The following is a 22,092-nucleotide window of genomic DNA, read 5'->3' on the forward strand; positions in this document are numbered from 1 at the left end:
GGCTGCGTACTCGCCTGTGTCATGTCGAATACATATACCGGATGAAAGTGAGCTGAATGACAAGTTTGACCAAATCTTTATAATTCGCTGGCATTTTCCTCCCCCTGTTGTGCGGCATTAGACTCCTTGCCGTGTCTACGCCGATGAAACCTACTGCCCGTACGTATGAAGTCCGCACGTTTGGTTGCCAGATGAATGTGCATGACTCTGAACGTCTCTCCGGCATGCTTGAGGATGCTGGTTATATCGCCGTGCCTGAAGGCGATACTCCGGACCTTGTGGTGTTCAACACCTGCGCTGTGCGTGAGAACGCGGACAAGCGCCTGTACGGCACACTTGGCGCGCTGAAGCACACCAAAGAAACCCACCCGGGGATGCAGATTGCCGTGGGCGGCTGCCTTGCGCAAAAAGATAAAAACGCGGTGATTTCCCAAGCACCGTGGGTGGATGCCGTGTTTGGTACGCACAACCTCGCCGCACTGCCGACCCTGTTAGAGCGCGCCCGGGTGGAAGAGGCAGCGCAGGTAGAGATCGTTGAGGCGCTTGAGGCGTTTCCTTCGGTGCTGCCAGCGAAGCGCGAGAGCTCGTACGCCGGCTGGGTTTCGGTATCGGTGGGCTGTAATAACACGTGTACGTTCTGCATCGTGCCGTCCCTACGCGGCAAGGAGCTCGACCGCAGGCCGGGGGAGATTCTGGCTGAGGTGCAGATGCTTGTAGAAGGTGGCGTGTCCGAAATCACCCTGCTCGGCCAGAACGTCAACGCCTATGGTGTGAACTTTGCAGACCCCGACGTGGAGCGTGACCGCTCGGCGTTTTCCAAGCTCCTGCGTGCCTGCGGTGATATTAAAGGCCTTGAGCGCGTGCGCTTCACGTCCCCGCACCCGGCAGAGTTCACCTCTGACGTGATTGATGCGATGGCGGAAACCCCGAACGTGTGCCCGCAGCTGCACATGCCGTTGCAGTCGGGCTCTGACAAGGTGCTCAAAGAGATGCGCCGCTCGTATCGTTCGAAGAAGTTCCTGGCCATTCTGGACGAGGTGCGTGAAAAGATCCCGCACGCTTCTATCACTACGGACATCATTGTGGGCTTCCCCGGTGAGACCGAGGAGGACTTCCAGGACACCTTGGACGTTGTGGAGAAGTCCCGGTTTACCTCGGCGTATACGTTCCAGTACTCGCCGCGCCCCGGCACTCCCGCCGCGGAGATGGAAAACCAGGTTCCAAAAGAAGTGGTGCAGGAGCGCTTCGAGCGTCTCATTGCGCTGCAGGACCGGATCTCGGCGGAGGAGAATGCCAAGCTGGTGGGCACTGAGCAGGAGCTGCTGGTCCAGGCCGACGGTGGGCGCAAGAACGATCGCACGCACCGCATGTCCGGCCGTGCTCGCGATGGCCGCCTCGTGCATTTCGCTCCTGAGGGGGAGATTGATGGCGAGATTCGCCCGGGCGACTATGTCACCGTCACTATTACGGACGCGAAGACGCACTTCCTTATCGCCGACTCCGGTGTGCATAACCACCGCCGCACCAAGGCTGGCGATAATTCTGAGCTTGGCCAGGTGCCGACCACCGCGCCGATTGGCGTGGGCCTAGGCTTGCCGTCCGTCGGAGCGCCGAAGGTGCAGGCGAATAACGACGGTTGCTGTTCCGCGTAGGCTAAAGACACCATGACTTCCACTGCTCCTATGAATTCCACCGCAGATGCCCTGGCCGCCGAGGAACGCCGCACGGGCGCTCGCCTAGCCGATGGCCCGTACCGCTGGGTCCTTATCGCCTGCGCTGCCATTTACCTGGTTGCGCTGTTTTTGCCGTTTGTCGGCGCCACTTCGGGCGTGCAGGTGCTGATCCGGAGTAGTGCTGCGCAGGCGTCCAACGTCAACATGACTGAGTACCTGTTTACGTGGATTTCCTTCGCGAGCCTGGGTGTGGTGACCACGATCGCCATGCTTGCCCGCCGCTACGGACTGGCTGCGCTGGGGTGGGTGCTTACGGTTATTTCCCTCGTCTTTGCCATGTTTTCGGTGTGGCTGCGAAATGCGGCGGCTGCTAGTGGCGGCGAGTCGCACGGTGTTGGCGCATACCTAGCCATGGTCGCTGTGCTCGTCGCAGCACTGGCTTACGCTCCAGCAATTATCCGACGTTCGGACGAGCAGCAGGCGATCACCGTGGAGCGCGCGGCCGTACAGGAATCCGATGAGCTTTCGCTGCTGCAGCGCGAAGCTGCCACCAAACCCGTGAACCCTTTGCTTGTGGACGACCGACGCGCCCGCGCCGCCGAACGCCACAAGCGGACGCACGAGGAGGGTTAAGAAAAGTCTTCACGGTAGGGAACCAACCCATTCCTAAAACAGTCAAATACCTAGAGGGTTACGCACGTATAGCAACATGTATGTAAATGGATGTTGACAGATTAAGGAGTGGGGGGTTGACACGGTGAAGCGTAGTGCTGTAATTACGAATTCGATGACGTTACTGCGCGCAAGTTTTTTGATCAGTTTTCGAATGAGCTAGGCAAAGGGTGGTGGAGAAAATGAAGACGTTTACGGTGACAGCTGAGCGCGGCAAAAGCCCGGTTTGGGTGTTGGAATGCCGTGAGCTTGGGGTGGTCTCGCAGACGAAGAGGCTTGGGGATGCTGAAGAGGAAGTACGCGAAGCAATTGCATACCAATCGGGCCTTGAAGAATCTGAGTTCACAATTGAGATTCAGCCGGTACTCGGAGCTGAACTTGATTTGCTCAGGGAAGAGGCGTTGGAACTGAAACGCGAAGCAAATGAGATTGCAGAACGAGCAAGTACCGCAAATCGTCGATTCGCGGCTCGCATGAAGGAGGAAGGGTTTTCCGTGCGTGAAATGGGCCAGCTCTTGGGTGTGTCCTATCAGCGGGCCGCTGCGTTAGCCGCGGGCTAGGCGCTGCCAGGCGGTGGTGGAGGAGACCACGCTTGCGCCAAGTGTTTCCGCGATCGCCTGTGCTCCTGCCGAATCCGCAGGATAGGAGACGTACACCGTTTTGAGGTCTTCCCAGTGTTTCCGCGCGGCGGAAACCGTTTCCCTAACCAGTGCTTCGCCGATGCCGCGGCCGTGGAATTCTGGCAGGACGTAGATCAGACCGAGCTCACACACGGCGTCGGAGTCGTGTGTGTAATGCACGGCCTCGCACAGACCTACGTACTGGCGCTCGCCACTGCTAGCGTTGCCAGAATCATTGACCAAGGCTATACCGGTCAGCTGCGCACCACCACGATCCTTAAGCCGCGCACCCGCATCGGTGATGCGTTGCAGATCCCACTCAATTGGCTCAAGCTGTAGTTCGCCCCGCGGGTAATCCCGCGAAGCCGCCGAGAGCAACGCGCCAAACCCTGCGGCGTCCTTGCTGGGGGAACCAACAGGTGCTTCGAACCCGGCAAAGCCCGGGCCCTCGGCCACCTTGATCAAGACATCAGACGCGGACGAAGGCCTCAGCGAATCCAAGTTCTCTACCGCTTCCGCTTCAAACACCGCCTGGTCTTCCCGAAACGCTTGCGCGTAGCCAGCCTCGACTGCTCCTGGGGGAGTCCACGCGCCTGGGGAATGTGTGACCCAAATTTGGCGGGTGGGGCGGTTGAGGGCGTGCGATAGGGCGTCGATAAGCATGAAAGCCCCTTGCCACGGTGCGGCAGGTACTTCCTCGCCGGGAAGCGGGGCGATGGATGCGTCGAGGGTGACGTTGGCTTCGAGTACTGTGACGTCTTCCAGCAGCGGCAGGGAGATGAACACCCAGGCCTCGACATCAAACAAGTCGTCGCTGGTGAGCAGCGGAAAGCCAAGCGGGCCCACTGGGCGCAGTGCCTCGCGCGAAGTCAACGCGAAGAGCAGGGCCTTGGACTCAGCGGAGCCCTCCATACGCTTCGCAATGTGCGCTGGCGTTACCCCAGAGGTGGCCAGGCCGGTGATGTCCTGGATCGCCAGCGTTGCGGAAAAGGCGTAAGCCCCGACAACGGCCTCATCAAACTCGCCGCCCTGCCGGGGCACATACTGCAGAGCCTGCACTAGCGGTCGTTCGCTGCCTTCGCAGCTACGTCTGCAAACTCCTGCCACTGCTTCGCCTGATCACGCAGCTCAGCAGCCTTCTTCGCGTCACCCTTCGCCTCAGCTGCTTCGGCCTGTTTGACCAAGTCATCAGCCTTGACCTGGAACTGGTTGACCTTCTCCTGGGCAGCAGGGTCGCTGCGGCGCCAGCGGGAATCCTCAGCGTCAGCCACGCGCTTTTCCACACGTGCGATCTTTTCCTCGTACTCACGGACCTTGCCGCGCGGCACGAAGCCGATCTCTTCCCACTTATCCTGCAGCTCACGCAGCTTTGCCTTTGCCGCGCCGAGGCCCTTTTCAGGGTCAATCAGCGCGTCATACTCAGCGAGCAGCGCATCCTTGGCTTGGGCGTTGGCCTCAAACTCCTTGTCGCGCTCAGCGTTGACCGCGTTGCGGGCATCAAAGAAGTGATCCTGCGCGCTGCGGAAACGCTCCCACAGCTTGTCATCCACATCGCGCGGGGCACGGCCTGCGGCCTTCCATTCCTTCATCAGGTCGCGGAACGCGCGCGCGGTTTCGTTCCAATCGGTGGATTCCCTCAGTGCTTCGGCGCGCTCCACCAGCTCTTCCTTCGCCTTCTTCGCAGCCGCACGGCCACGGTCCAGCTCAGCGAAGTGGCTGCCGCGGCGGCGGTTGAAGCCGTCGCGGGCACGCGAGTAGCGCTTCCACAATGCGTCATCCGTCTTGCGGTCAATGCCGCGGATGGTGCGCCACTCTTCCAAAATGTCGCGGATGCGATCGCCCGCGGCCTTCCAGTCGGTGGAGTTTTCCGCCAAGTCCTCAGCCTCAGCGGCAAGTGCTTCCTTGCGAGAGATTGCCTCTGCACGGCGTGCGGCCTTGGCTTCCTTGGCCTTCTCGCCGGCCTCAGCGGTGCTTGCAATGACGGTATCCAGGCGCGCCTCAAGCGCATCAAAGTCACCGATTGCCGCGGCCGTGGCCAGCGATTCTTTCAGGTCTTGGGCGTTTTTGGCGATCTGGTTGGCGTCCTCCGGGTGGGCAACCAGGCGGGTTTCCAGAACCTCTGCCTCAGTCACAATGTCTGCGAAGCGCTGCACGTAGTGCGCCAACCCCTCTTCAGGGGTACCTGCCTGCCAAGAACCAATCTCGCGCTCTTGGCCGCCGCGGGTGACAAAGACGGTGCCGTTTTCATCCACGCGCCCAAACTTGGCTGCTTCCTCGGTATTTATCTGCGGCGTTGCCGCGGCAACCGGTGCCTGTGGGCGTGGTCCCGGCCCTGGTTTCGGCGTGCGGCCAGGCATTGCTGCCGGTGAGGGACGGTTGTTGCCATTGGGGGAGGGTGTGGTTGGGGTGGTCACGGCGGATCCTTTCTCCAGTGCCGCGCGACGCGGCTGCCATAAGGTCGTTCCCTGAACTTTACCGCGCCTGGCGGCTGGCTAGGGTGGTTTGTGTGCCTACCTTATTCATTGTTCCGGGCTCGCCGGCGTTGGTGCAGGAGCTTTCGCTTGTGAACGCCGCGTCGCACCACCTCACCCGCACCATCCGCGACACCGCACCAGATGGTGTGCCGGTAGACATTGTCTGCCCGCTAGATGAGGATTCTTATACCGCACACACTGGCAGTTTGCGTGCGTGGGGCGCGCCGCAGGTGCAAGTGGGCGGCGGGAACCACTTGGGCGAACTTGTGGTGCGTTACGTGTTGGGGGACCGTGACTACCGGCCCGCGCGTGAGAAGATCGGTGAGGTCGACCCAGAGGCGCTGACCGTTGTAGTGGTGGATGGCCCGGCGGGTGTAACCCCGCGAGCACCCCTGGCGCTTGTGCCCGGCGCGCGTGAGACGCACGAAGGGTTGCAAGCCTTTATCGCAGGTAACGCGCCGCTTCCGGCGCTTGAAGGCGGGGTGTTGAAACCTGAGCTGTGGCACGAGCTCGCTGCACTTTCGCCGGTTAAGCAGACGTTGTTGGCTGCCGATGATTCGCTTGGCGTTGGCCGCTATGTGGGGGTGTGGACGTGGTAGGGACTGTGACACCGGTTGCTGTGGTTGGCCCGACTGCCTCGGGTAAGTCGGCGCTTGGCATTGCACTAGCTCACGAGCTTGGCGGTGAGGTGGTCAATGTTGATTCGATGCAGCTGTATCGCGGCATGGATATTGGCACGGCGAAGTTGCCGGTAGATGAGCGTGAGGGCATCCCGCATCATCTGTTGGATATTTGGGACGTTTCCCGTGTGGCGTCGGTTGCCGAGTACCAGTCCCAGGCCGTGGCCACGGTAGAAGACATCATGGCGCGCGGACACGTGCCAATTTTGGTGGGTGGCTCGATGCTTTATGTCCAGTCGCTGATTGATAACTGGTCGTTCCCACCCACTGACCCCGCCGTGCGTGCGCGCTATGAGGAGCGTCTGGCCGCAATCGGAGTGGACGCCCTGCACGCGGAGCTTGCCCAGGTGGATCCCGCCGCCGCGCGCATTATTGAGGACAAAGACCCGCGCCGCACCGTCCGCGCACTTGAGGTAATTGAGCTGACCGGCAAACCTTTCCAGGCATCCCAGCCACCGAAGGACGCACCACCGCGCTGGGGGACCCGCATCCTTGGCCTTCGCACCACACCTGAGTGGCTCAACCCGCGCATTGAGCTGCGTACCCAGCAGATGTTTGACGCAGGCTTTGTTGATGAGGTCCGTACCCTTGCCACCCAAGGACTGGTCCGGGAATCCACCGCAGGACGCGCGATCGGGTATGCACAGGTGCTGCAGTATCTCGATGGGGAGCTTTTGCTTGCCGACGCCATTACGCAAACCATCACCGGCACCCGCCGGTACGTGCGACGCCAACGGTCGTGGTTTAACCGTGATCCGCGGATTGTGTGGCTGGATGCCGCATCGCCGTCACTGGTTGCGGATGCGCTGGCGACGCTAGACTCGCATGCGTGAAATTCATTAAAGCCCACGCAACTGAGAATGACTTTGTGGTGATCGTTGACGTTGACGGTCAGCTGGACATCACCCCCGAGCAGGTCGCATTTTTGTGCAACCGTCGCGCCGGCGTTGGCGGAGACGGCCTACTGCGCGTGGTGCGCAATGAGGGGCGTTGGTTTATGGATTACCGCAACGCCGACGGATCTATTGCGGAGATGTGCGGCAACGGCATCCGTGCATTCGCCCACGTCCTCGTATCGGAGGGGCTAGAAGAGTCCTCCGAGTTTGAGGTGGACACCCGTGCTGGCGTGAAGACGATCAAGGTGTTGTCGGCCGATGCTGAGCATGCTGTGGTGGCTGTCGGCATGGGGGAGGTCGAAGTTACCGGTGTGTCTACGGCTCGCATGGGGTCCTTCGAGTTCGCCGGTATCGGCGTGGATGTGGGCAACCCGCATCTGGCCTGTGTGATCCCAGGCTTGAGCGCCGATGAGCTGGATGCGCTCGACTTTGTGCAGCCGGAGTTTGATCCCGAGTTCTTCCCCGAGGGCGTCAACGTTGAGGTGCTCACCGAGCTCGCCGATGGCGCCGTACACATGCGTGTGTGGGAGCGCGGCGTAGGGGAGACCCGCTCCTGTGGCACCGGCACTGTGGCAGCAGCGCAGGCTGCGCTTGCAGACGTCGGCATTGAAAACGGCAGCGTCACCGTCAACGTGCCCGGTGGTGCAATTGAGGTGGCGTTGAAGGACGGTGTTGGCACTATGACTGGGCCGTCCACGATTGTCGCCCGAGGCGAGCTAGTTGCCGATATATAGTCTTTTGCTGAGAAAAGCGGCATTCACAGTGCAACCTTGATTGGGTGTGTTTAAGATCTTCCTGTCATTGTTTGCGTCCAGCTTTTAGATAGGAGACTCCCATGCAACGCAAAATGATCGCTACCGCCGTGGCCCTCGGCCTTTCGGCATCGCTCATCGCCCCCCCTTGCCAATGCTGCTGAAGTAGGCCCGAAGCAGCAGGAGGACAGCCACCCATACTGCGAACTCACCATGACGGACGCGGAGTACAAGGCGTACGTAGATTCCCTTGGTTACGTGTCTGCTGAAGAGGTCAAAGAGGCCCATTTTGGGTTGTATGAGGCTGTGTACCCAGGCTTGAAGGAACTGCGCCTGGAGTTTGTTGCTGACGTGGCGGCTCTGCCGAAGACGGAGTCAGGCTCCCGCGACGAGGCCTCGGATTGGCTGCGCCAAATTAATGAGCTTGGCGATAAGTTTGTCGAGAAAGCCGCGAAGTTCATGCCACGCGACATCGCAGAAAGCCTCGTGGAGCCAATTCTCTTTTTTGAAAACCTCAAAGATGGGAAGAATCACGCAGAGCTTGTGTCCAATTTTCGGAAGAGCACTCTTTTTGTCGAGTCCGAACCGATCGAACTCGGAAACACTTTCACGGTACAAGACCTAGTCAAAGTGGGGGTATCGCAAAAGGACGCAGAGGCGATTGTTGCCGGATTTAAGAAAGCCCCTCTCATCAAGAAGCTCGACGCGAGGACGAAGCACTACGCTCCGTACTACGCCAAGGCACGCGAAGCTTGCGCCGCGGGTGGTGAGCGTACGGTTGCTTTCCCGACCAAGGCCAGTAACCCCGCCCCTGGCACGCCGGGCAATGGCAATCAGGGTAGCGCCGCTGATTCCGATGCAGGCAAGACCGCAGGCATCGTTGTCGGCGTGATTGCCGTACTTGCAGCTGTTGTTGGTGCGATTGCGTTCTTGGCGCCGCAGCTGGGAATTATGCTGCCGCAGCTGCCGTTCTAATTCCCCAAAGTGCGCTTACGCCGCGCTAGCTCGGGCCGATTTCCCGGGCGGCGCGGCGTGCGTCGTCCCAGGCAATCTCAAGCTCGGCGGCGCGCTGATCGGCGATAGTTAGAAGGCGTTCGAGCTGTGCGCGGTCGACGGTGGGGTCTTCCAGGTAGGCGTCGATACGCGAGAGGAACCGGCGCGCAGAAGACGCGCGCAGGAGGAATTCGTTGATCTCGGATACGGAGTTATCCGGATTCGCCAAAGCAGGGAAGTGCAGCGTGCGATCTGCAACATCGGCGGCAGAAGCGCCGTTGAGCAGCTGGTCGTAAGCATCCAAGATCTCGGATATATCATCACGCGCATACCCCAAGCTCGCGCGCATCGCCTCAACCTCCGGATGCGGCTGATACCTACGTCCGACCATAGCCACAACAGCTACAAGCAGGGCGGACAGGATCAGCCCGGGTACCCGCAAAAGCACCACAAGCATCACCACAGCCGCCAGCACCAGCGCGCCGACGATTGCGATGGAGAAATCCCTGTCCGGCTTACTCATTTACCGCGCCTTCCGCTAATGGCCCCCGCAGCCGCAGGAACCACCACACCCACCGCAGCCGCCGCCCTGCGGAGTCGGGATAGAGCCAACCATCACCGCGGTACCGGCGATCACGCTGTTGCGCTCCGGAAGCTCACCGTCAGGCAGGCACACATCAAACGGGAACGCGGCATCCACAGACACGTGGATGAAACGCTGACCCGTCAGCTGGGAGGTGCGGTACTCCGCGCTCAACACGCGCGCGGTGAACTCCGCGCGAGCATCCGGCGATTTCGGCGCGCCGCTGGCCACAGCCTCAGCGCCGGGGGAGACAACCTCGCCCACAACCTTGCCCGGGTTCGCCTCAAGGTACGCATCCACAGAATCGTGGCGGGTGTGCTCAAGGGTCAGCGCGGTTAGGGAGGTTTCCTGCCAGGAAAGCGGCGCGTCGTCTACAAGCAAAGGCTCCTGAGCCAAGTTAATGGTCACCTGGGCCATGGAATTGCCGTGAGGGTCGATGATGTCGGCCAACGCCACAACATCATCAAGCGGCGTGATGTGCGCATACGTGCGGGTCACACCATCAAAACCAGCGAAGGTGGCAAAAGGCTCAACCGCCAAGATGTTCAGCTGCGCGCCGGAAGCATCCGAGTACTGGATGAGCTGGCCACCGCGGACCTCACCTGTCACCGCCAAGGCCCCAGAAGCGATAGCTGCCTCAACTGCATCCTGCCAGCGGGGGAAACTCAGGCCAATTGCGGCCAGATCCGTCGTTGTGTTCATGGGCACACAGCCTACTCGCCGCAGCCAGTGGGAAGAAAGGCGGAGGCGCGCGTGTTGGTTAGGATGTATGACAATGACTGAGTTTGACAATGAGCACGATGAGCTTCACAACGAGCTTTTGGCCCGTGCATTTCGCCACAACTCCCCGCAGCCTGGTGTGGGCGCGGATGACTCCACTGTTGGTTCGCTGGATCTAGAGGATCGCAATGCTTTGCGGCGCCTCACGCGCGACACCAGCATCCGTTCCGAAGACCATGAAGACATCTATGAGGTTGAGTACCGCAAACTCCGCCTGGAGCAGGTGATCCTGGTCGGCGCGTGGACTGAAGGTACTACCGCCGAGATGGAAGCCAGTATGATGGAGCTTGCGGCGCTGACTGATACCGCAGGCGCCGAGGTGCTTGACATCCTCTACCAGAAGCGCGACAAGCCTGATCCGGGCACTTACATCGGCTCCGGCAAGGTCAAGGAGCTGGCGCAGATCGTGCAGTCGACCGGCGCGGATACCGTCATCTTTGACGGTGAGCTCTCCCCAGGTCAGATGGTGGCATTGGAGGAGGCGCTGAAGGTCAAGGTGATTGACCGCACCATGCTGATCCTGGACATCTTCGCCCAGCATGCGAAGAGCAAAGAAGGTAAAGCCCAGGTCAGCCTGGCGCAGATGGAATACCTCTACACCCGTACCCGTGGTTGGGGCGGCAACCTTTCGCGCCAGGCGGGTGGTCGCGCTGGTTCCAACGGTGGTGTGGGCCTGCGTGGTCCTGGTGAGACGCGTATTGAGGCGGATCGTCGCCGCCTGCGCACCGAGATGGCGAAGCTGCGCCACCAGTTGCGCGACATGGCCACGGCCCGTGAGGTCAAGCGTGCGCAGCGTGCGCGTTCAACCACACCAAAGATTGCGATTGCGGGCTACACCAACGCTGGCAAGTCCTCCCTGATCAACGCGATGACTAACGCTGGCGTGCTGGTTGAGGACGCGCTGTTTGCCACCCTCGACCCGTCCACACGCAAAGCCCAGCTGGCAGACGGCCGCTCGGTGGTGCTCACCGACACCGTCGGGTTTGTCCGCCACTTGCCAACGCAGCTGGTGGAGGCGTTCAAATCAACGCTTGAAGAGGTCTCCGGGGCGGATTTGGTGCTGCACGTGGTGGACGGCTCTGACCCGTTCCCGCTCAAACAGATCGAGGCGGTTAATGAGGTGCTTTCGGAGATCACCCGCGAAAGCGGCGAGACCCTGCCGCCTGAGCTTGTTGTGGTGAACAAGATCGATGAGGCCGACCCAGTCGTGCTTGCAGAGCTGCGCCACGCCTTCGATCATGCCGGTCGTGATGTGGTGTTTGTCTCCGCGCTGACGGGCGAGGGGATTGCGGAGCTGGAATCCAAGATCGAGATGTTCCTCAACACTCTCGACGAGCATGTGACCATGCTGGTGCCGTTTACCCGTGGCGATGTGGTGTCGCTCTTGCATGAGCACGGTACGGTGCGTTCAGAGGAGTATCAGGAGCAAGGCACGCTTATCGACGTCCGATTGCCCCGCGTCCTCGTCGAACAGCACCGCGAGTTTGTGGTTTAGTTCGTGATCTAATTCTTCGCCAGCTTGCTGGCTGCTGCCTCATCCAGGATCACGGTGACATTTGGGTGCTCCCTGATGGCACTTGCGGGGCTGTCGGTGTTGACTGGGCCCTCGATGAGCGCTTTGACGGCGTCAGCCTTGTTTTCGCCGGTGGCGATGAAAATCAGGTTGCGTGAGTCCAAGATGGTGCCGATGCCCTGGGTCAGCGCCTGACGCGGCACCTCGTCTTCGCTGTCGAAGAAGCGGGCGTTATCCGCGATGGTCTGCGGGTGCAGGTCAATGACGCGAGTGCGCGAGTCGTGTGCACTGCCTGGCTCATTAAACGCAATGTGGCCGTTCGCGCCGACGCCCAGGATCTGAATATCCACCCCGCCAGCGTCCTTGATCGCCTGCTCGTAGTCATCCGCTGTCTGCTGCGGGTTATCGGACATGCCGTCGAGGGAGTGCACCTTCGCATCATCAATATCCACGTGACTGGTCAGCTCACGGCGAATCGTGGCGTAGTAGGACTGCTCGTGGTCATGCGGCAGTGCTGCGTACTCATCCAGCAGGAACGCTTGCGTGTTAGCAAAGCTCAGACCGTCCTCGTTGTGGCGGCGAATGAGCTCCTGGTACGTCGGGGTCGGAGTAGAGCCGGTAGCAAGGCCGAGGACGCAGCCGCGGCGGATGAAAGGCTCAATGATGTCGGCGGCGGCGCGGCCGACTTCCTCCGAGTTGCTACGGATGATGATCTGCATGCTTTTGAGACTACGCGATACGTGTTTCGTCTCTAAAGCCGGCAACGGTGCATAATGTTCATTCGTGGATAACGCGAGTACAAAGACTACGGAGAGTAGCTTCGGCTGGAAACTTCACGGCGACGGCAAACGGGTGCTCCCCGGTGCCGTCGTCGCCCCCGGTGAGCGGCTGAGCTGGCTGCGCACCATCGGCATCGGCATGCAGCACGTGGTGGCCATGTTCGGCGCCACGCTGCTTGTGCCCACCCTCACGGGCTTCCCGGTAAACACCACCCTGCTGTTCTCGGGTCTGGGCACGCTCATCTTCCTCACGTTGACAAAGAACAAGCTGCCAAGCTACCTCGGTTCCTCGTTTGCGTTCATTGCGCCGCTAACGGCGTCCCAGCAATACGGTATGGCCGCACAGCTCGGTGGCGTGCTGGTCACAGGGCTTGCGCTGATAATTGTTGGCTTTATCGTCCAAGCAGCGGGCAAACGCGTTATTGATGCGGTCATGCCACCCGTTGTCACCGGCGCCATTGTGGCGCTCATCGGGCTGAACCTAGCTCCCACTGCCGTTGCAAACGTGGAAGCGCAACCTGGTGTCGCCGGGGTCACCTTGCTCACCATTGTGCTTGTCACCGTGGCTACTCGCGGCATGACGGCGCGTCTGTCCATCCTCATCGGCGTGGTTGTCGGTTGGGTCTTTGCCGCGCTTACCGGGGGATTGGCGGATGACGCGCTGGATACGATCTCTGCGGCGCCGTGGGTTGGCCTGCCGCAGTTCCATACGCCAGAGTTCCACCTTTCGGCCATTCTGGTCACGCTGCCGGTGCTGGTTGTGCTGATTGCGGAAAACGTTGGCCACGTTAAGGCAGTTTCCGAAATGACTGGCAGGGATCTCGATCCGATGCAAGGCAGGGCGCTGATTGGCGACGGTATCGCCACCACCCTCGCCGGCGGCCTCGGCGGCTCCGGTACCACGACCTACGCGGAAAATATTGGCGTGATGGCGGCGACGAAGGTGTACTCCACAGCCGCCTACTGGGTGGCGGCCTGCTTCGCCATTGTTCTTGCGTTCATTCCGAAGTTCGGCGCCATCATCTTCACCATCCCGGTCGGCGTGCTCGGTGGTGCGTGCCTGGTGCTCTACGGACTGATTGGCATGCTGGGTATCCGCATCTGGCAGGACAACCGGGTGGACTTCACTGATCCGGTAAATCTCACTGCCGCCGCAGTTGCGTTGATTGTGGGCATTGGCAACCTCACGCTGCAGGCGGGTCCGGTGGCGCTGGAGGGTATTGCGCTCGGCTCCGTCGGTGTCATCATCGTGTACCCGGTTATGCGCTGGTGCTACAACACGGTGGGCGAGGGGCGCTACCGCTTAGGCTTCCCAACGAAAAAGCGGGAGCCGGCCAACGTGGCCGACCCCCACACATTCGGGTAGGAGCGAAGCATCAGCGAAAGATCTAGGCTTCGTCCAAGTTCTGGGCAATAAGGGCGGCAATGGCGTCAACTGCCGCGGCATTGTTTGACGTAACCGTGACTTCATCACCAAATTCCGCGCCCATAGCCATGATCATCAGCGAGGACGCGGCGTCAGTCACGTCCTCATCGTCGCCCCCGATCAGGGTGAGAATAATATCGTCATCATATTCGCTGGCAGCGTCAGCGATGACAGTGGCGGGGCGGGCGTGAAGGCCCACTGTGGAGCCCACCTTCACGGTCTTTGAAGCCATGGGGTCAAGTCCTTTCGTTGTCTCTAGCTACTCAATACTAGAGTCAACCGGCAACCTAGAGTGCACGGAACACGGAAACGACCAAGCCCATGATCTCCGCATCATCGCCCTTAATGGGGGAGAATGCGTCATTTCGCGGCAGAAGCCAAACACCCGAAGAATCCTTGTGGAACACCTTCGCGGTTGCCTCACCGTCGATGAGCGCGGCAACGATCTGACCTTCTTCAGCTACCGGCTGGGAGCGAACCACAAGCCAGTCGCCGTCCAAGATCGCCGCATCCACCATGGAATCACCAACGACCTTGAGCATAAACAGCTCACCATCGCCCAGCAGCTCCTCCGGAAGGGGGTAATAGGTTTCTACATTCTCCTCAGCCAGGATGGGGGCGCCTGCGGCGATCTGGCCGACAACCGGAATAAAGCGCGCGTTGGACGCGTCTTCAGGGGCATCCTGGGCAGCCGGGGCTGCGGCCTTCTTACGGGCAGCTGGAGCGCCCGGCAGGTGGCGTAGGTCCACTGCACGCGGCTTGTTGGGATCGCGCCTCAAGAATCCCTTCTTCTCTAGCTCTTTGAGCTGGTACGCCACAGAAGAAGTGGACTGCAGGCCTGCTGCATCGCCGATCTCGCGGATGCTTGGCGGGTAACCGCGCAGTACAACCGCGTCCTGAATGACTTGGAGGATTCGGCGCTGGCGGTCGCTCAGCTTGCTCATGTCCAGGCTGTTTGGGTCTGTCTTCTTTCGTGCCACGTTCTGTGCTCCTTTGGTGCTTGTCTGTCCGTATAGCTCAATTGTCAAGGTCCTAGCAAAGGTCCTAGCCAAGGTCCTAGTTGTGAAACTACCACGTTAGGCAAGTCTGTTCGATATTTTGCGAAAAATCTGGACACGCGTTCGAACACCTGCTATAAATCGAACATGTACTCGTTCGAACGTATGGGCGCAGCCAGCTAAGGCGTGTGTCTTGCGTTCCTACGATGAAGCCAAACATAATCACAAGGAGACAAAACTATGACCACGATCATTCGCAATACCCACCCACGTACCTCTGTAGCTTCCGAGGTCTGGGATCTTTCCCCTGTGGAAGGCCGCCGGGTTTCTACCAGCTCCATCCGCCAACTGCGTGCAGAAAACGCTCCTGCACGGGTGGTTCAAGAGACTGCTGTAGATGGATTCGAACCTGGGCACGAACGTAGAGAAAGCCTCTTTGTTGGGGTGGTGATGGCTGCGGCGCTACTGATTGGCTCACTGTTCGGTGGGGCGTTCGGTGGTGGTGAAGAACCGACTACCGCAGAGATCGCGCAGCTTTCACCTGTTGTGGCGCGTTAGTCTCAATCTGCCTTAGGGCTTTGTCAGGCAGGGCTAGACTTAGATCTTGTGTTTTGCCCTTTTTGCCACAACGCGCATTCTCGTGTCACCGACTCCCGCACAGTAGAGGCCGGTGCAGCCATTCGCAGGCGCCGTGAGTGCACAGAATGCGGGGGACGTTTCACCACCGTTGAAAAGGCCGTGCTGATGGTGGTCAAGCGAAACGGGGTGAGCGAGCCATTTGACCGCGACAAACTCATTGTCGGTGTGCGCCGCGCCTGCCAGGGCCGCGACGTGTCAGATGATGCGCTCAAGCGCCTCGCGCAGCAGGTGGAGGAGACCGTGCGCGCGCAAGGCAGCTCACAGGTGCCCGCCAACCAGATCGGCTTGGCAGTGCTTGAGCCCTTGCGCGCTTTAGACGAGGTGGCCTACCTCCGCTTCGCCTCGGTCTACAAGTCCTTCGAAAGCGCCGACGACTTTGAGTCAGAGATCCGTCTCATGCGCCGCAGAGACCGCGAAGACTTCTAGCACAGTACCTCTAGCGCCCTACCTCTAACGCAACGCGTCAGTCATCTTCTCAATTCGGCGCTGGCTCACCGGCTGCGGTGTGCCCAAACGCTGTGCGAAGATGCTGACTCGAAGCTCCTCAATCCGCCAGAGAATGTCCTTGTAGGCTTTCGACTTTTTCCGGTTCGCCGGAAGCGTTGCCATCTTCTGGGCAAGGTAACGCTTTGCGTCATCAATCACCATCTGGCGATCCGCGTCCCGGTCCGGATCCAAACTCATATCTTCAAGCCGAATCCACATCGCCTCGATGTATCGCGGCAAGTGCTGCAAGTGGCCAGCGCCATGCAGGGTAATCGCGTGCTTTGGCAGGTAGAAGTCCAGCTGACTGCGCATATCATTAATCGCCGGGCCCTCCCATTTGGCAAGCTCTGCGCGCATATTGGCAAAGTCCGCAAGACCGGGTGCAATGCCGACAACGATGCGGCGAACCTCGCCGGCTACCTTCGGCTTAATCTCTGCAAGCAGCGCGTCAAACTCTTCAGGGGTGCGCACGGCACCACCGTGGGCAAGCAGTAGGTCACGGATGACGGCCACGCGGGCATCTTCCACCAAACCTTCAGCACCACCATGGGGGTAGTGGTCCACCGCAACCTTGTGGCGAAGCGGTAGCCCCTTCGTCATCTGTTGTGGTGACACCTGGATCTGGCGAAGCAGCAAAGTCAGCGTTGCCGTGGTCATCGACGCATCCGCCGCTGCCTTCGTGGGGTGCACCGTCACCTTCACGCCACCCTTAGTTGCCTCCAGCGCTGGGTAGGCTTCCACCTCATTGCCGTCAATAACCGTAGTTACAGTTTCCGGCACGGCACCCAAGGTTTCCGCAGTCCAGGCCTTTACCGTTTCGGACTCGCTGCCACGTGCGCGTTTGGATACCGAGGAACGGATACCGCCCGCCTGCCTGCGACGCAGCGCATCCAGATCCTTATCACTGTCAATGATGTCGCCGCGGCGATCCACTGCCGCATACGTCATCCGCAAGTGTCCAGGCAGCGCGTCCGGCCGGAAGTCTGAGGCATTAATGCCGCTGGCGCCGAGGGAGCGCAGGGCGTTCGTCAAAGCGTCGTCAAGCGGGATGCCCTCTTCAAGCAGGGGCAGGGCACGAGCAGCGAAATCTGGGGCCGGCACCACCGTCCTGCGAAGCTGCTTTGGCAGGGTACGAATCAGCTCCGTAAGCAACTCCTCGCGCAGACCCGGAACCAACCACTCAAAGCCGGCGGAGTCGAGACCCGCCAGCAGCGGTACAGGCACGAGCACGGTGACACCGTCGAACGGATCACCCGGCTCAAACTTGTAGCGCAGCTCATAAGCCACTGACCCCTGCTTGAGAACCGCAGGAAACGCCACCTCGGAGGTATCGATGCCGTCTGAATCCAGCAGCCGCTCCGGATCAAAATCCAGGTAGTGCTTATCCTTGCTGCGCTGCTTCTTCCACCATGAGTCGAAGTGGCGTGCAGTTGTGACATCGGCAGGCAGCTTTGAGTCATAAAACTCAAACAGCGTGTCCTCATCCACCACCAAACCGCGGCGGCGAACCTTCTCCTCAACCTCTGCGGCATCGGCCAGCATCGCCTCGTTGTGCTCGATGAACATGTGGTGGCGGTTCCAATCGCCGCCAATCAGCGCATGCCGGATAAACATATTTCGCGCACCCGTCGGATCCACCCGGTGGTAGGGCACAAGACGATCGCGCACGATGGTTACGCCATACAGCATGGTCTTTTCGTGCACCATTGCACTCGAGCGCTTCCGCGACCACACCGGCTCCGAATAGTTGCGGCGCAGCAAATCGCCTGCGGCTCGCTCGACCCACGCTGGCTCAATCTTGGCTACATCACGCGCGAACAGTCGCGAGGTCTCCACCAGCTCTGCGGCCATCACAAACTCTGGGGGCTTTTTGCTTATCGACGACCCCGGGAAGATCACAAACCTCGTCCCCCGAGCCCCGTTGTATTCCTTAGAATTGCCATCGCGTGCACCGATGTTGGACAACAAACCGGTCAGTAGCGACTGGTGGATCGAGTCAGCATCACGATTCTCGTTTTGGCTGTTCCAGCCCTTCCAACCAAGCTGCTTTTCCACATCGCGGAGCTGACGCACCAAGTCGTACCATTCACGAATGCGCATGTAGTGCAAAAATTCGCGCTTCATCCGCTTGCGAAACGCGTTGCCAGAAAGCTCATCGCGGGAATCCTTGATGTAATCCCACAGCTTGAGCGCTGAGAGGAAATCGGATTCCTTGTCCTTAAAGCGCGCGTGTGCCTGGTCGGCTTGAGCCTGGAACTCAAGCGGGCGTTCGCGCACGTCCTGGATGGTCATGTATGCGACGATCACGGTGACGTCTTCAAGCACGCCGAGGCGGTCAGCTTCAACGAGCATGCGCGCCATCTTCGGATCCACCGGGATACGCGCGATGTCGCGTCCGATGTTGGTGAGCACTGGCGCGCCGCCGCGCTCCTTATCCCCAATGGCGCCCAGCTCATGGAGGATAAGCAGGCCATCTCTAATCGCCTTGGGATCTGGTGCCTGGATGAAGGGGAACTCCGCAACATCACCAAGCCGCAGCGAGATCATCTGCAAAATCACCGAGGCCAAATTGGTACGCAGAATCTCCGGGTCCGTGAACTCTGGGCGAGCGTTGAAGTTCTCCTCCGAGTAGAGGCGGATAGCAATACCGTCTGCCACACGTCCCGAACGCCCCGAGCGCTGATTTGCAGACGCCTGGGAGATCTCCTCAATGGGAAGACGCTGGACCTTGGTGCGCGTGGAGTAACGCGAAATACGCGCAAGGCCAGTATCAACCACGTAGTGAATACCCGGCACCGTCAGTGAAGTCTCCGCGATGTTGGTAGACAGCACAATGCGCCTGCCGGAATGCGGCGAGAAGACTCTGTGCTGCTCCGCGTTGGAGAGTCGACCAAACAGTGGCACAACCTCGACGCCACGCCAGTGCTTCTTCTCAATCGCCTCCATGCAGTCACGGATGTCACGCTCAGATGCGAAAAAGCACAAGATGTCGCCGTCGCCTTCGCGCATAAGCTCCGCGCAGGCATCCACCACACCGTCAATCATGTCAGTGTCTGCCAGCCCGTCTTCACCTTCCAGCGGACGGTAGCGGATCTCAACAGGGTAGGTGCGACCAGAGACCTCAATAATTGGCGCCGGGTTGCCGTGCTTGTCCTTGAAGTGATTCGCAAATGCCTCAGGATCAATCGTTGCTGAGGTGATGATCACCTTGAGATCCGGACGCTTTTGCAGGAGCCGCTTGAGGTAGCCCAGCAGGAAATCGATGTTGAGTGAGCGTTCGTGCGCCTCGTCAATAATGATCGTGTCGTAGGCATTGAGGAAGCGGTCCCGCTGCATCTCCGCCAGCAAGATGCCGTCTGTCATCAGCTTGACGGCGGTGGAGTCAGATACGCGATCATCAAAGCGAATGGCGTAGCCCACGGACTGGCCAATGTCCTGGCCGAGCTCCTCTGCAATACGTTCCGCCACGGTGCGAGCGGCCAGCCTTCGCGGCTGGGTATGTCCAATCATGCCCCGGCGACCACGGCCCATCTCCAGCAGCATCTTCGGAATCTGGGTGGTTTTACCCGAACCGGTTTCACCTGCGATCACCACAACCTGGTGGTCGCGCACGGCAGCCATGATGTCATCGCGGCGTGCGGAGACAGGAAGCTTGTCCGGATAGGTGATTTCGGGCACCAAGGCGTCGCGGCCTGCGACTATTGCCGCAGCCTGTTGCATATCCTTGGCAATCTGAGCGCGTGCCGCATCAGACTTCGCGTTTCTCAAACGCCGACGAAACCGGCGTTCATCCGCAATAGTGAGCTGGTCAAACCTGGTCTTATTCATATTCAGGCCACGAGTCTACGGCAGCCTCGTAGGCACGCTTGATTATGCTCCCAAGCTCAGCGAAGTGCTCTTTGCGTATAGACGCCGTGCGGAAGACCACACCGACCTCCCTGCCCGCGCCCGAGTCTTGGGCAAAGTGCGCTACGGCAAGGTTTGGCCGGTAGCACTCCGCGGCAAGCGCCGAGACCGGCAGCAGTGTTGCTCCCATGCCGGCGACGACCAGTTGCACCACGGTCGTCAGCGAGGACGCGCGCGCCACAGCATGCGCGTTGGCCGTGTTGGTAACACCGGCGGCCTTGCACAGGTCGATGACTTGGTCGCGGAGACAGTGACCGTCGTCAAGCAGCAAAAGCTCCAACTGTCCAAGCTCATCCAACGCTAAGTCGCGCTTGCCAGCGAGCGGGTGGTCCTTGGGCAATACAGCGGCAAACGGCTCGGTGTAGAGCGGAATCTCCTCAAGGCCCGGAGTGTCGGCGGGAAGGGCGAGCAGCGCGACATCAATAAGACCATCGCGCAGCTTCGCCAGCAGGCGCTCGGTCTTTTCCTCGACTACCTGCAGCTGCGTCTGTGGAAACTCTTCTGCAATCAGCGGAAGCAGGTGGGGCAGAAGATACGGCGCGATTGTAGGGATGATGCCAAGCGTCAACGGACCTGCAAACGGGTCAGCTGCGCCACGAGCGCGCACCACTAAGGCTTCAGCGGCATGAATTGCGGCCTTGGCATCGGGAAGTAGTGCCTCACCGGTGGCGGTAACGATCACCTTGCGGGTGGAGCGCTCAATGAGCTGCACACCCAGGCCTTCTTCCAACGCAGCGAGGCCTTGGGACAGCGAGGGTTGGGAAATGCCGAGCTTGGCCGCTGCGGAACCGAAGTGCTTTTGTTCTGCAACGGTGACAAAAGATCGAAGTTGCGACAGGGTTGGCCTGAACTCTCTATTGGGCATGCCTATTAGCGTAGCGCAACTTTATAAGTTTCTCTTGCAGAGCTCGGAGAGTTGTGGCACACTTGTTGGCGTACCACCCAAATCACAACACCAGGAGGTTTGTTATGCCGATCATGACCGTTGGAGAGCGTTTCCCTGAGTTTGATCTCATCGCATTGAAGGGCGGCAACCTGAAGTCCGCTAACGCATCTTCCCCGGATGACTACTTTGAGCGTGTCTCCCTGGACAAGTACGAAGGCAAGTGGAAGATCGTCTTCTTCTACCCGAAGGACTTCACCTTCGTCTGTCCGACCGAGATCGCTGCGTTTGGCAAGCTGAACGAGGAGTTCGAGGATCGCGACACCCAGGTGCTCGGCGGCTCCACCGACAACGAGTTCTCCCACTTCAACTGGCGCGCAACCCACGAAGAGCTGCTGGACATCCCGTTCCCGATGTTCTCCGATATCCGCCACGACCTGATCCGCGCACTCGGTGTTGAGAACGCAGACGGCGTTGCAGACCGTGCAACCTTCATCATTGATCCGGACGGCATCATCCAGTTCGTGTCCGTGACCCCGGACGCTGTTGGCCGCAACGTTGATGAGGTTCTGCGTGTGCTCGACGCACTGCAGTCCGAGGAAGTCTGCGCATGTGACTGGCAGAAGAACGACCCGACCAAGAACATCGACAAGATGGCAGTGGTCCAGGAGTCCCTGAAGTAGTCCTGAAATAGCTCAGGCGCTTTAGCTTCCGTAACGCCCCGCGCTCCGCACCACATCGTTGGAGCGGCGGGGCGCTTCCATAACAACCTTTCATACCCACTGATACGAAACACGAGGATTAACTATGTCTATTGAGAACCTGCGCAACGCACTTCCGGAGTACGCAAAGGACCAGAAGCTCAACCTGGGTTCCCTCACCCGCTCCACTGAGCTCAACGAGCAGCAGCTGTGGGGCACGCTGGTGGCCTCCGCTGCAGCAACCCGCAACGCAACCGTGATCTCTGAGATCACCGATGAGGCGAAGGAGCACCTCTCCGAGGAGGCTATTGATGCAGCGTTTGGCGCAGCCACCGTCATGGCCATGAACAACGTTGCCTACCGCGCCAAGAACTGGCTGGGCGATGACTACGCACAGGTGAAGTTCGGCCTGCGCATGAACATCATCTCCAAGCCGGGTGTGGACAAGGTGGACTTCGAGCTGTGGTCCCTGGCCGTATCTTCTATCAACGGCTGTGAGCACTGCGCTGTCGCCCACGCCAATGAAGTCCGTGAAGGCGGCCTGACCAAGGAACAGGTTTGGGAAGCAGTCAAGGTTGCCAGCGTGGTCCAGGCTGTCGCCCAGACCATCACTATTGAGGACGCACGCTAGAGCTGCA

The 22,092-nt window shown here is 60.0% G+C and carries 22 protein-coding genes; 13 read left to right on the plus strand and 9 right to left on the minus strand.

Annotated elements, in window-relative coordinates; all coding sequences use genetic code 11:
• Positions 1-143 precede the first annotated feature (143 nt).
• The 3 genes from miaB (at position 144) to AK829_RS02470 (ending at position 2,905) form a co-directional block, all read left to right on the plus strand.
• A complete protein-coding gene (gene miaB / locus AK829_RS02460) occupies positions 144-1,652 on the plus strand; it encodes a tRNA (N6-isopentenyl adenosine(37)-C2)-methylthiotransferase MiaB (RefSeq protein WP_083439716.1) in 1,509 nt (502 codons plus the stop codon).
• Between the two features lie 12 nt (positions 1,653-1,664).
• Positions 1,665-2,306 (plus strand): Rv2732c family membrane protein, encoded by a 642-nt coding sequence (locus AK829_RS02465; RefSeq protein WP_232305770.1) that lies wholly within the window; start codon positions 1,665-1,667, stop codon positions 2,304-2,306.
• Positions 2,307-2,527: 221 nt separating this feature from the next.
• Positions 2,528-2,905: a hypothetical protein gene (locus AK829_RS02470; protein WP_052203953.1), complete on the plus strand. Its 378-nt coding sequence runs from the start codon at positions 2,528-2,530 to the stop codon at positions 2,903-2,905.
• On the opposite strand, the gene AK829_RS02475 is transcribed toward AK829_RS02470, so the two are convergent.
• Together AK829_RS02475 and AK829_RS02480 are read right to left on the minus strand one after the other, a co-directional pair.
• A complete protein-coding gene (locus AK829_RS02475) occupies positions 2,891-4,024 on the minus strand; it encodes a GNAT family N-acetyltransferase (RefSeq protein WP_232305771.1) in 1,134 nt (377 codons plus the stop codon). The two genes, AK829_RS02470 and AK829_RS02475, sit on opposite strands and share 15 nt — an antisense overlap.
• Positions 4,024-5,322: a DUF349 domain-containing protein gene (locus AK829_RS02480; RefSeq protein ID WP_052206337.1), complete on the minus strand. Its 1,299-nt coding sequence runs from the start codon at positions 5,320-5,322 to the stop codon at positions 4,024-4,026. Before AK829_RS02480 ends, AK829_RS02475 begins: the two co-directional genes overlap by 1 nt.
• A gap of 149 nt (positions 5,323-5,471) precedes the next feature.
• Between AK829_RS02480 and AK829_RS02485 the strand changes: the two genes are divergently transcribed.
• The 4 genes from AK829_RS02485 to AK829_RS02500 all read left to right on the plus strand — a co-directional run bounded on the left by AK829_RS02485 (position 5,472) and on the right by AK829_RS02500 (position 8,742).
• Positions 5,472-6,038 carry a hypothetical protein gene (locus AK829_RS02485; protein ID WP_052203955.1) on the plus strand — a complete coding sequence of 189 codons (567 nt, stop codon included), beginning with the start codon at positions 5,472-5,474 and terminating at the stop codon, positions 6,036-6,038.
• A gap of 5 nt (positions 6,039-6,043) precedes the next feature.
• Complete coding sequence (gene miaA / locus AK829_RS02490) at positions 6,044-6,952, plus strand: tRNA (adenosine(37)-N6)-dimethylallyltransferase MiaA (protein WP_052203957.1); 909 nt, start codon at positions 6,044-6,046, stop codon at positions 6,950-6,952.
• Positions 6,949-7,749: a diaminopimelate epimerase gene (gene dapF / locus AK829_RS02495; RefSeq protein ID WP_052203959.1), complete on the plus strand. Its 801-nt coding sequence runs from the start codon at positions 6,949-6,951 to the stop codon at positions 7,747-7,749. Before miaA ends, dapF begins: the two co-directional genes overlap by 4 nt.
• A 231-nt stretch (positions 7,750-7,980) precedes the next feature.
• Positions 7,981-8,742, plus strand: coding sequence for a hypothetical protein (locus AK829_RS02500; RefSeq protein ID WP_052203961.1), 762 nt, complete (start codon positions 7,981-7,983; stop codon positions 8,740-8,742).
• Between the two features lie 25 nt (positions 8,743-8,767).
• On the opposite strand, the gene AK829_RS02505 is transcribed toward AK829_RS02500, so the two are convergent.
• Complete coding sequence (locus AK829_RS02505; protein WP_052203963.1) at positions 8,768-9,283, minus strand: hypothetical protein; 516 nt, start codon at positions 9,281-9,283, stop codon at positions 8,768-8,770.
• Between the two features lie 15 nt (positions 9,284-9,298).
• On the minus strand, positions 9,299-10,045 hold the full coding sequence (locus AK829_RS02510) for a hypothetical protein (RefSeq protein WP_052203965.1): 747 nt from the start codon (positions 10,043-10,045) through the stop codon (positions 9,299-9,301).
• Positions 10,046-10,118: 73 nt separating this feature from the next.
• Here AK829_RS02510 and hflX point away from each other — a divergent pair, with 73 nt between their 5' ends.
• Positions 10,119-11,618: a GTPase HflX gene (gene hflX / locus AK829_RS02515; RefSeq protein ID WP_052203967.1), complete on the plus strand. Its 1,500-nt coding sequence runs from the start codon at positions 10,119-10,121 to the stop codon at positions 11,616-11,618.
• 8 nt (positions 11,619-11,626) lie between these two features.
• On the opposite strand, the gene nagB is transcribed toward hflX, so the two are convergent.
• A complete protein-coding gene (nagB, locus tag AK829_RS02520) occupies positions 11,627-12,355 on the minus strand; it encodes a glucosamine-6-phosphate deaminase (RefSeq protein WP_052203969.1) in 729 nt (242 codons plus the stop codon).
• Positions 12,356-12,419: 64 nt separating this feature from the next.
• Between nagB and AK829_RS02525 the strand changes: the two genes are divergently transcribed.
• Positions 12,420-13,781 (plus strand): uracil-xanthine permease family protein, encoded by a 1,362-nt coding sequence (locus tag AK829_RS02525; protein ID WP_083439717.1) that lies wholly within the window; start codon positions 12,420-12,422, stop codon positions 13,779-13,781.
• A gap of 22 nt (positions 13,782-13,803) precedes the next feature.
• Here the strand turns inward: AK829_RS02525 and AK829_RS02530 are convergent, their stop codons facing one another.
• Entirely contained in the window at positions 13,804-14,073 is a 270-nt protein-coding gene (locus AK829_RS02530; RefSeq protein WP_052203971.1) for an HPr family phosphocarrier protein, read from the minus strand.
• Between the two features lie 55 nt (positions 14,074-14,128).
• A complete protein-coding gene (lexA, locus tag AK829_RS02535; RefSeq protein WP_083439888.1) occupies positions 14,129-14,785 on the minus strand; it encodes a transcriptional repressor LexA in 657 nt (218 codons plus the stop codon).
• Positions 14,786-15,079: 294 nt separating this feature from the next.
• Between lexA and AK829_RS02540 the strand changes: the two genes are divergently transcribed.
• Together AK829_RS02540 and nrdR are read left to right on the plus strand one after the other, a co-directional pair.
• Positions 15,080-15,397 carry a hypothetical protein gene (locus AK829_RS02540; protein WP_052203975.1) on the plus strand — a complete coding sequence of 106 codons (318 nt, stop codon included), beginning with the start codon at positions 15,080-15,082 and terminating at the stop codon, positions 15,395-15,397.
• 48 nt (positions 15,398-15,445) lie between these two features.
• Positions 15,446-15,904, plus strand: coding sequence for a transcriptional regulator NrdR (gene nrdR, locus AK829_RS02545; protein ID WP_052203978.1), 459 nt, complete (start codon positions 15,446-15,448; stop codon positions 15,902-15,904).
• Between the two features lie 24 nt (positions 15,905-15,928).
• On the opposite strand, the gene hrpA is transcribed toward nrdR, so the two are convergent.
• Positions 15,929-19,792, minus strand: coding sequence for an ATP-dependent RNA helicase HrpA (gene hrpA, locus AK829_RS02550; RefSeq protein WP_052203979.1), 3,864 nt, complete (start codon positions 19,790-19,792; stop codon positions 15,929-15,931).
• Positions 19,785-20,735: a hydrogen peroxide-inducible genes activator gene (locus tag AK829_RS02555; RefSeq protein ID WP_052203981.1), complete on the minus strand. Its 951-nt coding sequence runs from the start codon at positions 20,733-20,735 to the stop codon at positions 19,785-19,787. The genes hrpA and AK829_RS02555 overlap by 8 nt, the downstream gene beginning before the upstream one ends.
• Positions 20,736-20,839: 104 nt before the next feature.
• Here AK829_RS02555 and AK829_RS02560 point away from each other — a divergent pair, with 104 nt between their 5' ends.
• Together AK829_RS02560 and AK829_RS02565 are read left to right on the plus strand one after the other, a co-directional pair.
• Positions 20,840-21,436, plus strand: a complete 597-nt coding sequence (locus AK829_RS02560) for a peroxiredoxin (protein WP_052203982.1) — start codon at positions 20,840-20,842, stop codon at positions 21,434-21,436.
• A 124-nt stretch (positions 21,437-21,560) separates the two neighbouring features.
• Positions 21,561-22,085, plus strand: a complete 525-nt coding sequence (locus tag AK829_RS02565; protein ID WP_052203985.1) for a carboxymuconolactone decarboxylase family protein — start codon at positions 21,561-21,563, stop codon at positions 22,083-22,085.
• Positions 22,086-22,092 lie beyond the last annotated feature (7 nt).

Source organism: Corynebacterium riegelii, assembly GCF_001263755.1.
GTDB lineage: Bacteria > Actinomycetota > Actinomycetes > Mycobacteriales > Mycobacteriaceae > Corynebacterium > Corynebacterium riegelii.

Excerpts from the sequence above, each read along its gene's own strand:
- AK829_RS02470 (WP_052203953.1), top strand. The coding sequence starts at position 2,528 with ATGAAGACGTTTACGGTGACAGCTGAGCGCGGCAAAAGCCCGGTTTGG.
- lexA (WP_083439888.1), bottom strand. The coding sequence starts at position 14,785 with ATGAGCAAGCTGAGCGACCGCCAGCGCCGAATCCTCCAAGTCATTCAG.
- AK829_RS02500 (WP_052203961.1), top strand. The coding sequence starts at position 7,981 with ATGACGGACGCGGAGTACAAGGCGTACGTAGATTCCCTTGGTTACGTG.
- AK829_RS02480 (WP_052206337.1), bottom strand. The coding sequence starts at position 5,322 with ATGCCTGGCCGCACGCCGAAACCAGGGCCGGGACCACGCCCACAGGCA.
- nagB (WP_052203969.1), bottom strand. The coding sequence starts at position 12,355 with ATGCAGATCATCATCCGTAGCAACTCGGAGGAAGTCGGCCGCGCCGCC.
- AK829_RS02565 (WP_052203985.1), top strand. The coding sequence starts at position 21,561 with ATGTCTATTGAGAACCTGCGCAACGCACTTCCGGAGTACGCAAAGGAC.
- AK829_RS02505 (WP_052203963.1), bottom strand. The coding sequence starts at position 9,283 with ATGAGTAAGCCGGACAGGGATTTCTCCATCGCAATCGTCGGCGCGCTG.
- AK829_RS02465 (WP_232305770.1), top strand. The coding sequence starts at position 1,665 with ATGACTTCCACTGCTCCTATGAATTCCACCGCAGATGCCCTGGCCGCC.
- AK829_RS02530 (WP_052203971.1), bottom strand. The coding sequence starts at position 14,073 with ATGGCTTCAAAGACCGTGAAGGTGGGCTCCACAGTGGGCCTTCACGCC.
- AK829_RS02555 (WP_052203981.1), bottom strand. The coding sequence starts at position 20,735 with ATGCCCAATAGAGAGTTCAGGCCAACCCTGTCGCAACTTCGATCTTTT.
- AK829_RS02560 (WP_052203982.1), top strand. The coding sequence starts at position 20,840 with ATGCCGATCATGACCGTTGGAGAGCGTTTCCCTGAGTTTGATCTCATC.
- AK829_RS02540 (WP_052203975.1), top strand. The coding sequence starts at position 15,080 with ATGACCACGATCATTCGCAATACCCACCCACGTACCTCTGTAGCTTCC.
- hflX (WP_052203967.1), top strand. The coding sequence starts at position 10,119 with ATGACTGAGTTTGACAATGAGCACGATGAGCTTCACAACGAGCTTTTG.
- miaB (WP_083439716.1), top strand. The coding sequence starts at position 144 with ATGAAACCTACTGCCCGTACGTATGAAGTCCGCACGTTTGGTTGCCAG.
- hrpA (WP_052203979.1), bottom strand. The coding sequence starts at position 19,792 with ATGAATAAGACCAGGTTTGACCAGCTCACTATTGCGGATGAACGCCGG.
- AK829_RS02510 (WP_052203965.1), bottom strand. The coding sequence starts at position 10,045 with ATGAACACAACGACGGATCTGGCCGCAATTGGCCTGAGTTTCCCCCGC.